13 protein-coding genes are annotated in these 12,841 nt (G+C 55.8%); 5 read left to right on the top strand and 8 right to left on the bottom strand.

From position 1 onward, the window contains the following. Positions 1-63: 63 nt before the first annotated feature. The 8 genes from BVC71_RS03250 to BVC71_RS03215 form a co-directional block, all read right to left on the bottom strand. Complete coding sequence (locus BVC71_RS03250) at positions 64-1,047, bottom strand: ABC transporter substrate-binding protein (RefSeq protein WP_086450177.1); 984 nt, start codon at positions 1,045-1,047, stop codon at positions 64-66. 20 nt (positions 1,048-1,067) lie between these two features. Next, positions 1,068-1,910, bottom strand: coding sequence for an ABC transporter permease (locus BVC71_RS03245; protein ID WP_086450176.1), 843 nt, complete (start codon positions 1,908-1,910; stop codon positions 1,068-1,070). After that, a complete protein-coding gene (locus BVC71_RS03240; RefSeq protein WP_086450175.1) occupies positions 1,907-2,857 on the bottom strand; it encodes an ABC transporter permease in 951 nt (316 codons plus the stop codon). The genes BVC71_RS03245 and BVC71_RS03240 overlap by 4 nt, the downstream gene beginning before the upstream one ends. Beyond that, complete coding sequence (locus tag BVC71_RS03235; protein WP_086450174.1) at positions 2,854-3,105, bottom strand: hypothetical protein; 252 nt, start codon at positions 3,103-3,105, stop codon at positions 2,854-2,856. Before BVC71_RS03235 ends, BVC71_RS03240 begins: the two co-directional genes overlap by 4 nt. Continuing rightward, complete coding sequence (locus BVC71_RS03230) at positions 3,098-3,871, bottom strand: ABC transporter ATP-binding protein (protein ID WP_086450173.1); 774 nt, start codon at positions 3,869-3,871, stop codon at positions 3,098-3,100. The genes BVC71_RS03235 and BVC71_RS03230 overlap by 8 nt, the downstream gene beginning before the upstream one ends. After that, positions 3,872-5,326: a dihydropyrimidinase gene (gene hydA / locus BVC71_RS03225; protein WP_086450172.1), complete on the bottom strand. Its 1,455-nt coding sequence runs from the start codon at positions 5,324-5,326 to the stop codon at positions 3,872-3,874. It abuts the gene before it with no gap. A gap of 103 nt (positions 5,327-5,429) precedes the next feature. Further along, entirely contained in the window at positions 5,430-5,825 is a 396-nt protein-coding gene (locus BVC71_RS03220) for a tautomerase family protein (RefSeq protein ID WP_086450663.1), read from the bottom strand. Between the two features lie 155 nt (positions 5,826-5,980). Then, positions 5,981-7,234, bottom strand: a complete 1,254-nt coding sequence (locus BVC71_RS03215) for a Zn-dependent hydrolase (protein ID WP_086450171.1) — start codon at positions 7,232-7,234, stop codon at positions 5,981-5,983. 298 nt (positions 7,235-7,532) lie between these two features. Between BVC71_RS03215 and BVC71_RS03210 the strand changes: the two genes are divergently transcribed. The 5 genes from BVC71_RS03210 to BVC71_RS03190 all read left to right on the top strand — a co-directional run bounded on the left by BVC71_RS03210 (position 7,533) and on the right by BVC71_RS03190 (position 12,840). Beyond that, complete coding sequence (locus BVC71_RS03210; protein WP_086450170.1) at positions 7,533-8,192, top strand: GntR family transcriptional regulator; 660 nt, start codon at positions 7,533-7,535, stop codon at positions 8,190-8,192. A gap of 122 nt (positions 8,193-8,314) precedes the next feature. Beyond that, the gene (locus tag BVC71_RS03205) at positions 8,315-8,899 is read left to right on the top strand and encodes an ANTAR domain-containing response regulator (RefSeq protein ID WP_086450169.1); all 585 of its coding nucleotides are present in this window, start codon (positions 8,315-8,317) and stop codon (positions 8,897-8,899) included. Continuing rightward, positions 8,896-10,071 carry a CmpA/NrtA family ABC transporter substrate-binding protein gene (locus BVC71_RS03200; RefSeq protein WP_086450168.1) on the top strand — a complete coding sequence of 392 codons (1,176 nt, stop codon included), beginning with the start codon at positions 8,896-8,898 and terminating at the stop codon, positions 10,069-10,071. Before BVC71_RS03205 ends, BVC71_RS03200 begins: the two co-directional genes overlap by 4 nt. A 263-nt stretch (positions 10,072-10,334) precedes the next feature. Continuing rightward, positions 10,335-11,702, top strand: coding sequence for a CmpA/NrtA family ABC transporter substrate-binding protein (locus BVC71_RS03195; protein ID WP_086450167.1), 1,368 nt, complete (start codon positions 10,335-10,337; stop codon positions 11,700-11,702). Positions 11,703-11,760: 58 nt separating this feature from the next. Then, positions 11,761-12,840: an ABC transporter permease gene (locus BVC71_RS03190; RefSeq protein ID WP_086450166.1), complete on the top strand. Its 1,080-nt coding sequence runs from the start codon at positions 11,761-11,763 to the stop codon at positions 12,838-12,840. Position 12,841: the final 1 nt, after the last annotated feature.

Here is a 12,841-nt window from a genome sequence, read left to right as displayed (position 1 = left end):
GTGCATTTGCAACCCATAGGCGCAAGCGAAATCGGGGGACGTAATCCGCCCCCCGAGATATGTTTACTGCAGTGCAGCGTCAGTGATCGCGTGGGTCCATGCGCCTTCAGGCTCCATGGTGATCACTGGGTCCGAACCGCCTGCCAGCAGCGTGGCAACCGTGCGTTCATAGTCCGCGACGTCCAGAGTGCCGTCCGAACCCGCGGTCAGTTTGGCAACCTCGCCCATCATATAGATCTGGTGCTCTTCGGTCTGGGCGCCGGTTTCGTCGTAGTCCAGAACGATCATGGCTGCTTCTTCTGGGTTTTCTTCGGCCCATTTCCAGCCTTCCATCGATGCGCGGACGAAACGAACCATTTTGTCTGCGAACTCTGGATCGGCCAGATTTTCCTCTAGCACGTACAGACCATCCTCTAGCGTGGATACGCCTTCGTCTTCGTATTTAAAGGTAACCAGTTCGTCAGGGGAAACGCCTGCCTCTAGCACCTGACCGTATTCGTTGTAGGTCATGGTGGAGATGCATTCAGCCTGACGCTGGAGCAGCGGGTCAACGTTAAAGCCTTGTTTCAGAACGGTTACGCCGTCTTCACCGCCAGCGGTCGAAATGCCTTCTTGGCTCATCCACGACAGGAACGGATATTCGTTACCAAAGAACCAGACGCCGATGGTTTTTCCAACGAAATCCTCCGGTCCAGTGATACCGCTGTCTTTCCAGCAGGTCAGCATCAGGCCCGACGATTTATAAGGCTGCGCAATGTTCACGATCGGCAGGCCCTTTTCACGCGCTGCCAGCGCCGAAGGCATCCAGTCGATCATCACGTCAGCGCCACCACCAGCCAGCACCTGACCTGGTGCGATGTCAGGACCGCCAGCCAGAATTTCAACGTTTAGATCCTCGGCTTCGTAGAACCCTTGTTCCAGCGCGACATAGTAACCCGCGAATTGTGCTTGGGTCACCCATTTCAGCTGCAGTGTCACGTCATCCGCCGCAAAAGCAGACGTCGCAGTTGTCAGCGCCGCAGCAGCGGCCATCATATATGTTTTCATTGGTATCTCCTTGTTGGTAATTATTTTCGTTGACTTGGATGCCAAAAGGTTAGGCCCTTTTCGACAGTTGCGATCAGCCCGTAAAACAGGCTGCCCGCGATGGCAGCGACCACGATCTCGGCCCAGACCATGTCCAGCGCCAATTGCCCGACCGAGGTCGAAATTCGAAATCCCATTCCGCGCACGGGCGAACCGAAAAATTCGGCCACAATGGCACCGATCAACGCCAAGGTGGTCGCGATTTTCAGACCGTTGAACATAAACGGCAACGCCGCAGGCAGGCGCAATTTGAACAGGGTTTGCATGTAAGACGCCCCATAGGTGCGCATCAAATCGCGCTGCATCACCGATGTGTCGCGCAGTCCTGCAACAGTGTTCACCAGCATCGGGAAAAACACCATGACCACGACCACCGCCGCCTTGGAATGCCAGTCAAACCCGAACCACATCACCAAAATCGGCGCAGTGCCGACGATGGGCAGCGCCGCCACGAAATTCCCGACAGGCAGTAGCCCGCGGCGGAGGAAATCATAGCGGTCCACGATCACCGCCATGATAACAGCCGATGCGCAGCCAATGATATACCCCGACAACGCGCCCTTTAGGAACGTCTGAACAAAATCGCCCCACAGCACGTCCGTCGTGCTGGTCAACGTCGTCCAAATGGCCGAAGGCGCGGGCAGAATAACGGCCGAGATATCATAACCCCGCACCAGTATTTCCCAGATCGCCAAAACGGTGACGCCAAAAATGACAGGCACAGCAAACCGAGCGGCGGCGGTATTTGCGCCTTTGGACCGTGCGATCATAACATTCAGGCCCCAGCCTGCGGCCCACACGATCAAAACGAAAATCAGGGTCATTGCTGTACCCCCATGCGTTTTAACGTGCGTGCCTCGATCCAGCCGATGATGGCGACTAAAATTGCCGCCAATGCAGCCGCGAAAAATAGGGCTGCCCAGATTTGGTCGGTCTGACCATAGTACGATCCGCCCAACATCCGCGCGCCTAATCCGCCGCGCTGCACAGGCAATTCGCCCACAATTGCGCCGACCAGCGACGCCGCGATCCCGACCTTGAGCGATGTAAACAGGTACGGCACGGACGACGGCAAACGTAGTTTCCAGAACGCGTCGGATTTGCTGGCGTTATAGGTCCGCAGCAGGTCGGTTTGCATCGCATCGGGGCTGCGCAGGCCTTTGACCATGCCGACGACGACAGGAAAGAATGACAGATAGGCGCTGATCACGGCCTTTGGGATCAGGCCCTGTACGCCGATGGAATACAGCACAACGATGATCATCGGGGCCAGCGCAACAATCGGAATGGTCTGGCTAACAATGGCCCAAGGCATCACAGACATATCCATCGTCCGGCTATGCACAATCCCGATGGCTAGCAATACGCCCAGCCCCGACCCGATCAGAAAACCAACGACAGTCGCCCCCAAGGTGACCCCGCCGTGATAGATCAAGGACCTGTTCGACAGGCTGCCGGATTTCACGATTCCGCGGCGGCCATGAACCTCTTCGTTCCATGTGCTGTCCCACAGTTCCACCGCGACCTGATGTGGTGCGGGTAGACGGGCGCGATCCACGGACCAACTGCCGCCCAAAGTGTCCAAGTTCTGGACCATCAGCGCAAAACGCCCAACCTCGGCCCGATCGCGTGCGTTGTCGGGGGTGACAACGGCCCCTGCCCGTTCCGCCGCCGTCAACGTTTCCTGCACGTTCATCGGAATGCAGGCCACGTACCAAAAGGCAAAGATCGCGCAAACGACTGTTAATATGGGAACAATCCGCTGTTTCATGCAGCGCCCCTTCCCTGCGCACGCACGCGGACAAATTCCCGCATATGCACAATCGCGACGATGAACCAAATTGCGGCAAGTAGCCATTGCTGCGACGTCGCCCAGTATACACACAACCCAACGGACAAAACGGCAGCGATTAGGCTCCATGTCGGAGAGTTCTTTTGAGATCGGGCGCGTCTGTCGGCGTTTTTCGCCTCTTTGCGGGTCGCTTGTTGCGCAAAACGGATGGCTGGATCGTTAGTCATCTAAATGCCCCGCACGCAGGCCTTCGCGGACGCGATGGGCAATTTCGATGAATTCGGCGCTATCGCGGATATCCAGCGGGCGTTCGCGCGGCAGGGTCGATTCGATCACGTCCGTGATCCGACCAGGACGCGGCGACATGACCACGATTTTGGTCGATAGGTACACGGCCTCTGGGATGGAATGGGTGACAAAGCCGATGGTTTTGCCCGTGCGATCCCACAGCTTCAGCAACTCTTCGTTCAGTTTGTCGCGGACGATTTCATCCAGCGCGCCAAAGGGTTCGTCCATCAGCAGAATATCCGCATCAAACGACAGCGCCCGCGCGATGGATGCCCGTTGCTGCATGCCGCCTGACAATTGCCATGGGAATTTCTTTTCAAACCCTGACAGATCCACCAGATCCAGCGTTTTTGCCACGCGTTTGGCTTGTTCCTCTTTGCTGAACCCCATGATTTCCAGCGGCAGCCTGATATTGCCGCCAATCGTGCGCCACGGATACAGGCCAGCGGCCTGAAATACGTATCCATAGGCGCGGGATTTTCGCGCCTCGTCCGGTGTCATTCCATTCACGGTCAGCGTGCCGCCCGTCGGTGTTTCCAGCCCAGCGATGCAGCGCAAGAACGTCGTCTTGCCGCAGCCCGACGGGCCGATGAACGACACAAAATCGCCCTTATCGATGGTCAGGTTCACATCGCGCAACGCCTGAACCGGACCATCGTTGGTTTGGAATGTCAGATCGAGCCCTTGGGCCTGTATGACCGTCATTTACACACCCGTCGCAGGAATGCCTGTGCGTTCGACAGGACGCGGAGAGGTCAGTTCCTTCCACGTCGACAGAGCCTTATTCACAGCCGTGTTTGGTTCGCGTTTGACGAATTTACCATGGCCTTCTTGGGTGCGGATTTCGCCGTCGTAAATGGCGACTTGGCCGCGTGTCAGGGTAAAGCGTGGCAGGCCTTTGACCTTGTGGCCTTCGAACACGTTGTAATCAATCGCCGACTGCTGCGTCGCAGCCGAGATGGTTTTTTCCTTGTTCGGGTCCAGCACAACCAGATCAGCATCAGCGCCCACCAGAACCGCGCCTTTGCGTGGGTAGCAATTCAAAATTTTCGCGATATTGGTTGAGGTTACCGCGACAAATTCATTCGGTGTAATGCGCCCCGTTTCAACGCCATGCGTCCATAGCATCGGCATACGATCCTCTAGCCCGCCAGTGCCGTTCGGGATTTTCGTGAAATCGCCAACGCCATATCGTTTTTGATCAGTGGTGAACGCGCAGTGGTCCGTCGCAACAACCGACAACGACCCCGACATCAGACCCGCCCACAGGCTGTCCTGATGTTTTTTGTTACGGAAAGGCGGCGACATAACGCGCCGCGCGGCATGGTCCCAATCGGCGTTGAAATATTCGCTTTCGTCCAGCGTCAGGTGCTGGATCAACGGTTCGCCCCACACGCGTTTGCCGTTCTGACGTGCGCGGCGGATCGCCTCGTGCGCCTCTTCGCAGGAGGTATGCACCACGTACAGAGGCACGCCAGCCATGTCGGCAATCATGATCGCGCGGTTGGTGGCTTCGCCTTCGACTTGGGATGGGCGGGAGTAGGCGTGCGCTTCGGGGCCTGTGTTGCCTTCGGCCAGCAGTTTGGCGGACAATTCGGCCACCACATCGCCGTTTTCTGCGTGCACCATCGCGATGCCGCCCAATTCGGCCAGACGTTGGAAAGACGCATACATTTCATCGTCGTTCACCATCAACGCGCCTTTGTAGGCCATAAAATGTTTGAACGTATTGATCCCGCGATCACGCACCACGGATTCCATTTCGTTAAACACCTGTTCGCCCCACCACGTCACAGCCATGTGGAACGAATAATCACAGTTGGCGCGGGTGGATTTGTTGTCCCACATTTGCAGCGCGTCATGAAGGCCCTGACCGGGGCTGGGCAGCGCGAAATCGACGACCATTGTGGTCCCGCCTGCCAGTGCCGCCCGCGTGCCCGATTCAAAATCATCGGCCGAATAGGTGCCCATAAACGGCATTTCCAAATGGGTGTGCGGATCAATCCCGCCGGGCATCACATAACAGCCCGTCGCATCCAGCGTTTCATCGCCCGACAGGTTCGGCCCGATTTCGGTGATGACGCCATTTTCGATCAAAACATCGGCTTTGTATGTCAGGTCGGCGGTTACAATGGTGCCGCCTTTGATCACGGTGGTCATGGCGTGGTCTCCTTTGGGGTATTTGAAATAGAAAAAGCCGCCCGCGCTGACATCTGGTCAGGCGCGTGGGCGGCTAAAAATGTGTTCGGTTGTGTCGGGCTGGTTAGCCCAATTCGCCGGTGATGTACTGGGCGCGACCGAAACCAAAGCTCCAGTCCGCTTGGGTATTTTCGAACAGCGCAATCATCAGGTTTTTGGGGTCCAGCCCCGTCGCAGCCTGAAGTTTCGACGACAGAATGTCGTAGAATTTGTGTTTCTGTTCCTCGGGCCGGTTGCTGGTAAAGATATGCACCAAAACCGCGCTGTCGTCCCGTTCGAACCCCAGCCCCGTATCCTGCAAAATCATGTGGCCTTTCTTGTGCTCGTTCACGATCTGATAGCGGTCGCGCTGCGGCACACCAAAGGCTTCGACCACCGCTTCGTGGGCGATGTCCAGAAACAGTTGCAGCTCTTCGTCGTTGCGGCTGCCTTCGGTGATGTGAAAGTTCAATAGCGGCATAATTTTGCCCCCCATAATCATTTGCGTCTTGCGCAAACGGGCCGGATGCCCGCTGCACAATTGCAATGTAGGATGCGAAATATTCCAAACGTAGGCCCAAAAATGCAAAACGACTTTGCATTGTCCCTGTTCGTTCAGAACCCGCCATATGCGCGTTAACCTTCGACAATCTGGGCGCTTTCTAACACGGCATGTAGTAGAACATCGGTTCCTGCTTTGGCCCAGTCCTGACTGATCTCTTCGGCCTCGTTATGGGACAGACCATCGACGCAAGGGCACATCACCATCGTTGCAGGCGCGACCTTGGCCGCCCAACAGGCGTCGTGCCCAGCGCCAGAGACCAGGTTCATATGGCTATAGCCCAGACGTTCGGCGGCATTGCGGACATTAGCGACCAGTTCGGGGGTAAAGGTGACAGGGTCAAAATGGCCCACAGCCTCGACCGAACAGCCGACACCGATTTCGGCGCAGATTTCCGCAGCGCGTTTTTCAATTTCGGCCCGCATATCGTCTAGTTTGTCCTGGTTGGGGGACCGAATATCGACCGTGAACACCACTGTGCCGGGCAGAACGTTGCGCGAATTGGGGCTGAATTTCATCTGCCCCACACCGCCCACAGCGTCCGGGGCGTTTTTCATGGCGACCTCTTGGACCATCTCCATGATCCGTGCAGTGGCAAGGCCCGCGTTTACACGCAAAGGCATTGGGGTGGACCCTGTGTGCGCCTCTTTCCCTGTCAGAGTAAATTCGAGCCACCACAGGCCCTGACAGTGGGTGACAACACCAATGTCTTTGCCCTCTGCCTCTAGGATCGGGCCCTGTTCGATGTGCAATTCGTAATAGGCGTGCATCTTACGCGCGCCGACTTCTTCTTCGCCTTTCCAGCCGATGCGTACCAATTCATCACCGAACCGTTTGCCGTCCAGATCGGTGCGGTCATAGGCGTAATCCTGATCCAGAACGCCCGCAAACACGCCCGAGGCTAACATAGCTGGGGCAAAACGCGCGCCCTCCTCATTGGTCCAGTTGACGACCACGATGGGATGTTTGGTTTTGATATCCATGTCGTTCATGGTGCGCACAGCCTCTAACGCGCCGAGCACGCCCAGTACGCCGTCGTATTTACCGCCCGTCGGCTGGGTGTCCAAATGCGAACCGACATAGATAGGCAATGCATCAGGGTCCGTACCTGCGCGGGTCATGAACATATTGCCCATGGTATCTACGCCCATGGTCATACCTGCGTCTTCGCACCATTTTTGGAACAATTCGCGACCTTCGGCATCTTCGTCCGTTAGAGTCTGGCGATTACAGCCGCCTGCGATACCAGGCCCAATTTTGGCCATTTCCATCAGGCTGTCCCACAGACGGTCCGAATTGATCGTCAAATTCGCGCTAAGGGCTGGCATACATATCTCCTATTAGGACGTGCTATTGATTGTTTGACCAAAGGATCAAATTAACGCTACTGCGCCCGCATCTGCGGTCAAAGGAATGCGCCTAAATTCGTTTCAATCGCTAATTGGTTCAGCAAACTGCGTCATTATTTGATCAGGTTGCACAAAAACTATGCGATCGCGCAACATTTGTTTTCGGTCTCATGACCAACGAACCCAACCCCAGACGGCGTAAAAACCCGATTTAGTTGCGGCACCACCCCAACAATGACAAAGAAGAACACAGGACAGACCGTTTTTTGGACCCCACATGCAAGACAGCACCAAATTGACGCGCGCCAGCCGCGTATCGCAAGATTTGAAAGAGGCGATTTTGCGCGGGGACTTTGAACCGGGGTCAAAAATCAACTTGGAAGAAGCACGCCATGTTTTTGGTGTATCGCTGTCCCCCATGCGCGAAGCCATGTCACGTTTGGTCAACGAAGGGCTGATTACGTTCGAGGACCAGCGCGGCTATCGCATTGCGCCCGTATCCGCCGCCAACCTTGCCGAGATCACATCGCTGGTCGCATCAATATCGACGCTGGCCGTATCCCACGCGATGACCCACAACGATCTGGAATGGGAAAGCAACATTTTGGCAGCCTTTCACAGACTTAGACGATCAGCAGAGCAGGACAAAAACGATTGGGACCGCGCCTATTTGGCGTTTTTGGAAACCTTGGTTCAAGGCTGCCAAATGCCCACATTGATTGGATTTTGGCGGATATTGACGAACCAGAATGATCGCTATCGCCGTATGGCACGCAAGGCAGGTTTGCCGCCCAGCGCATCCACTATCGACGCGTGCAAAGCCATCGCAGATGCAGCCGTGTCAGGCAATACCGACAGAACCACCGCCCTGCTACGCCAACAAATCGAGGTCGCGGGCGAACGGTTCCGAACCGCGCTCAACGGGGTGATAAACTAAATCGCCCAAATATCGGACAGTTCGCACATTTTTTAACCACACCGCACAAAACAAGTGTGAAAACAAACTACTCTCACGCACGCGCGATAGAAATAAGTCAGATCTAAGCGCAGACAGGCGCTATGACAGACCGCCTATCTATCGTTGTTGTTGAACCTGATCGCGACCGCGCCGAACTTATCGCCGCGAGCCTTGATCATGCGGGCGACTACAATATCCACATCGTAGCTGAATCCAGCCGAGTTGCCCGCACCATTGCCGAATACAACCCCGATGTCGTGCTGATCGACGTCGCCAGCCCGTCACGTGACGCGCTAGAGGAATTGGCATTGGCGTCGGGCCCAATGGATCGCCCCGTCGCAATGTTCGTCGACCAAAGCGACGATGGTCTGACCAAAGCAGCCATCGAAGCAGGGCTAAGCGCCTATGTAGTGAACGGCCTACGTGCGGATCGCCTAAAACCCGTGCTGGATGCGGCGATCACGCGGTTTCATATGTTCCAAAGCATGCGCAAGGAACTGGAAGCCACCAAAAAGGCGTTGGAAGAACGCAAACTCATTGACCGCGCGAAAGGCATCTTAATGAAAGCCCGAGGTCTGGACGAAGACGCCGCCTATGCGTTGCTGCGCAAAACAGCAATGGACCAAGGCCGCAAGGTCGTGGATGTGGCCCAAGCACTTGTTACGACTGCGGGGCTGCTGTCATGAACGGAATTGATCTGAACATCGGCTTTATGGCGCTGGTCGACAGCGCACCGGTTATCGTTGCGCAGGAACTGGGGTTTGCAAAACAAGAAGGGTTAAACCTGACCCTAGAAAAAGCGCCGTCATGGTCCACCCTGCGCGATATGCTGGCGCTAGGCAGGATTGAGGCTGCGCATATGCTGGCCCCTGTGCCCATTGCCACGTCGATGGGGCTAAGCAGCGGCATCAAATTCGATGCGCTGTCAGTATTGTCAGTGAACGGTACTGTCATTGGCGTCTCTACCGACCTTGCACAACGTATGCGTGACAGCGGATACACGTTCGACTTCACCGATGCGGAAAATGCAGGTCGCGCATTAATTGCGGCTGCGACGGGTAAATTGCGTTTGGGCGTTCCGTTTCCTTTTTCGATGCACGCAGAACTTCTGTATTATTGGCTGAACGCGTTGGGCCTGCCTGCACCGCAATCGGTCGAAATTCATACCGTCCCACCTGCGCTCATGGCCGAAGCCATTGCGAATGGTGACATTGATGCGTTCTGCGTCGGCGAACCTTGGGGATCAATTGCCGTCAACAATGGCGTTGGTGAACTGTTGATCCCAGGCGCCGCCATCTGGGGGTTTGCCCCTGAAAAGGTTTTGGCCGCGCGTCACGATTGGGTCGAATCCGAACCAGAACTGTCCAAACGCCTAATACGTGCCGTTTGGCGCGCGGGGCGTTGGCTGGACCAACCCGAAAACCACATGACCGCATCCGAAATCCTTGCGCGTCCACAGTATGTAAATGTCCCCGCAGAGGTTATCGATCGCGCCCTATCTGGTCAGATCGTTATCAACGGCCGCGGCGAAGAACGGCATCGCGACGATTTTGTTGTCTTCCACCGTGGCGCGGCAGGGTTTCCTTGGGCATCGCAAAGTGCGTGGATCGCGTCCCAATTGGCGTCTCGACTGGGGTTAGACCGCAAAACGGTTGGATCCAGCACGCGCATGATTTTCCGTAGTGACCTATATCGCGCTGCGCTTGCTGGGCTGGCTGCCGATTTGCCGTCTGCATCATCCAAAGTCGAAGGCCTTTTGGACAGCCGCACACCCGTGTCATCGGAATCAGGCAAGCTGTACTTAGAGCCAGGTGCGTTTTTCGACCGCCGCTTTTTTGACCCCGAAACGGTCGACTGATTAAAAAACAGGCACATTGGCGGGCCCGATTGCCGCAAAGCAGCATTAACGACCTTTAACCAATCGACAGCGTCAAAAGTATAGGTCAACGTCGACTCAGGGTAGCAATGGCGCCACCCAAAATCCGACTTCTCCCAGTGTCTAGGGAGATAGAGCAAAGCCGCTCGACCTGCTGCGAACCTCCTCCCTCGCAGTGTACGGTCAGCGGCTTTTTGCGTCTTAAAACCCCAAAAATGGGGCACAAACAAAGGAACGACAGGGATATGAAACGGCTATCTGCCATTCTTACAGCGACAACGCTGCTGACCACTCCGGCCTTTGCCGAAATGCTGGAACTGGAAAAAGACGAATTGACTTTCGGTTTTATTAAACTGACCGACATGGCCCCTTTGGCCGTTGCCTATGAACAAGGCTACTTCTTTGACGAAGGCCTTTTCGTAACGCTGGAAGCGCAAGCAAACTGGAAGGTTCTGCTGGACGGCGTGATCGACGGCACATTGGACGGTGCGCACATGCTGGCAGGTCAGCCACTGGCTGCAACCATCGGCTACGGCACCGAAGCGCACATTGTGACTCCATTCTCGATGGACTTGAACGGCAACGGCATCACCGTATCGAACGAAGTTTGGGACATGATGCGCCCTCACATCCCTTCGATGGATGACGGTCGCCCACAGCACCCAATTTCCGCAGAAGCGCTGCAGCCTGTGATCGAACAGTTCAACGCTGACGGCAAACCATTCAACATGGGTATGGTTTTCCCTGTATCCACCCACAACTACGAACTGCGCTACTGGTTGGCGTCGGGCGGCATCAACCCAGGTTACTATTCGCCAGAAGACGTGACTGGCCAGATCGCTGCAGACGTATTCCTGTCGGTTACCCCTCCTCCTCAGATGCCAGCAACGCTGGAAGCAGGCACCATCAACGGTTACTGCGTGGGTGAGCCATGGAACCAGCAGGCCGTTATCAAAGGCATCGGCGTTCCTGTGATCACCGACTACGAAATCTGGAAAAACAACCCAGAGAAAGTATTCGGCATCTCGGCTGAATTCGCAGAAGCAAACCCAAACACCACGCTGGCAGTGACCAAAGCGCTGATCCGCGCGGCAATGTGGCTGGATGAAAACGACAACGCAAACCGCGTTGAAGCTGTAAACATCCTGTCCAAGCCTGAGTACGTAGGTGCAGACGCTGACGTTATCGACAACTCGATGACTGGTACGTTCGAATACGAACCAGGTGACGTTCGTGACGTTCCTGACTTCAACGTGTTCTTCCGTTACTACGCGAACTACCCATACTATTCGGACGCTGTTTGGTACCTGACCCAGATGCGCCGTTGGGGCCAGATCGCCGAAGATCAGCCTGATAGCTGGTACGACGAAGTCGCAAAGTCGGTTTACAAGCCAGAAATCTACCTAGAAGCCGCCCGTATGCTGGTGGACGAAGGCCTGGCATCCGAAGCTGATTTCCCATGGGACAGCGACGGCTACCGTGAACCAACCCCTGCTGCCGACATCATCGATGGTGTTCCATACGACGGCCGCACACCGAACGCTTACATCGACAGCCTGCCAATCGGCCTAAAGTCTGGCCAGACTGTCGTTGGAAACGAAATCCAAGGTTAATCAAACACTTGCTGGGCGACCTTAGGGTCGCCCACATCAGCCCCTTTTGAGGACCGCCATGACCACCGCTGACACCAATTTCCAGAAAGACGCTGAACGCGAAGCTCGCCGCGCCCGTCTTTTCACCCGCATCAACAAAGCCGACGCATGGTTCACCGTGTTGGGTCTGGCTTGGATTACACCTCTGCTAAAGGCCGCATTGGGCGACAACCCACGCGCCCAGATGAAAGAAGTCTGGCGCCTACTGGGTGTACCTGTGCTGGCGATCCTATGTTTTATCGCGCTGTGGGGCTTCTTAGCCCCCAAAGTGCAAACGTCCTTGGGTGCGATCCCCGGTCCAGCGCAAGTCTGGTCCAGCGCGGTTGATCTGCATCAGGACGCTCTTGAAAAGGCCGAAAAAGAGGCCGTTTTCTATGAACGCGTCGAAATGCGCAACGAACGCCTGATCGAAGCTGGCCGCGCGGACGAGGTCAAAGTCATGACCTACACTGGCGCGCCATCCTATTACGACCAAATCGGCACATCGATCCGCACCGTGTTCTTTGGCTTTATCATCGCAGCTGCGGTTGCGATCCCGCTGGGCATCATCGCTGGCCTGTCGCCGATTGCGAACGCTGCGATCAACCCGCTGGTTCAAATCTTTAAACCAGTGTCGCCGTTGGCTTGGTTGCCGATCGTGACCATGATCATTTCGGCAACTGTTCAAAACGACGGCCTGTTCGCCAAATCGTTCCTTGTGTCCGCGATCACCGTGACCCTGTGTTCGCTATGGCCAACCCTGATCAACACCGCATTGGGCGTTGCATCCATCGACAAAGATCTGGTGTCCGTTTCCAAGGTTCTGAAAATGTCGACTTGGAAAAAGATCACCAAACTGGTTCTGCCTTCGGCGCTGCCACTGATCTTTACCGGCCTGCGTCTGTCGCTGGGTGTGGGCTGGATGGTTCTGATCGCAGCTGAAATGCTGGCGCAAAACCCTGGTCTGGGCAAGTTCGTCTGGGATGAATTCCAGAACGGTTCCTCCCAATCGCTGGCACGCATCATGGTTGCTGTATTCACCATCGGTATCATCGGCTTCTTGCTGGACCGCGTTATGTACGCCATCCAATCCTTCTTCACCTTCTCTGCAAACCGGTAAT

This window comes from Marivivens niveibacter (genome assembly GCF_002150005.2).
GTDB classification, from domain to species: Bacteria; Pseudomonadota; Alphaproteobacteria; order Rhodobacterales; family Rhodobacteraceae; genus Marivivens; species Marivivens niveibacter.
This window is presented reverse-complemented; position numbering and strand designations above follow the sequence as displayed.

Excerpts from the sequence above, each read along its gene's own strand:
- BVC71_RS03250 (WP_086450177.1), bottom strand. The coding sequence starts at position 1,047 with ATGAAAACATATATGATGGCCGCTGCTGCGGCGCTGACAACTGCGACG.
- BVC71_RS03245 (WP_086450176.1), bottom strand. The coding sequence starts at position 1,910 with ATGACCCTGATTTTCGTTTTGATCGTGTGGGCCGCAGGCTGGGGCCTG.
- BVC71_RS03240 (WP_086450175.1), bottom strand. The coding sequence starts at position 2,857 with ATGAAACAGCGGATTGTTCCCATATTAACAGTCGTTTGCGCGATCTTT.
- BVC71_RS03235 (WP_086450174.1), bottom strand. The coding sequence starts at position 3,105 with ATGACTAACGATCCAGCCATCCGTTTTGCGCAACAAGCGACCCGCAAA.
- BVC71_RS03230 (WP_086450173.1), bottom strand. The coding sequence starts at position 3,871 with ATGACGGTCATACAGGCCCAAGGGCTCGATCTGACATTCCAAACCAAC.
- hydA (WP_086450172.1), bottom strand. The coding sequence starts at position 5,326 with ATGACCACCGTGATCAAAGGCGGCACCATTGTAACCGCCGACCTGACA.
- BVC71_RS03220 (WP_086450663.1), bottom strand. The coding sequence starts at position 5,825 with ATGCCGCTATTGAACTTTCACATCACCGAAGGCAGCCGCAACGACGAA.
- BVC71_RS03215 (WP_086450171.1), bottom strand. The coding sequence starts at position 7,234 with ATGCCAGCCCTTAGCGCGAATTTGACGATCAATTCGGACCGTCTGTGG.
- BVC71_RS03210 (WP_086450170.1), top strand. The coding sequence starts at position 7,533 with ATGCAAGACAGCACCAAATTGACGCGCGCCAGCCGCGTATCGCAAGAT.
- BVC71_RS03205 (WP_086450169.1), top strand. The coding sequence starts at position 8,315 with ATGACAGACCGCCTATCTATCGTTGTTGTTGAACCTGATCGCGACCGC.
- BVC71_RS03200 (WP_086450168.1), top strand. The coding sequence starts at position 8,896 with ATGAACGGAATTGATCTGAACATCGGCTTTATGGCGCTGGTCGACAGC.
- BVC71_RS03195 (WP_086450167.1), top strand. The coding sequence starts at position 10,335 with ATGAAACGGCTATCTGCCATTCTTACAGCGACAACGCTGCTGACCACT.
- BVC71_RS03190 (WP_086450166.1), top strand. The coding sequence starts at position 11,761 with ATGACCACCGCTGACACCAATTTCCAGAAAGACGCTGAACGCGAAGCT.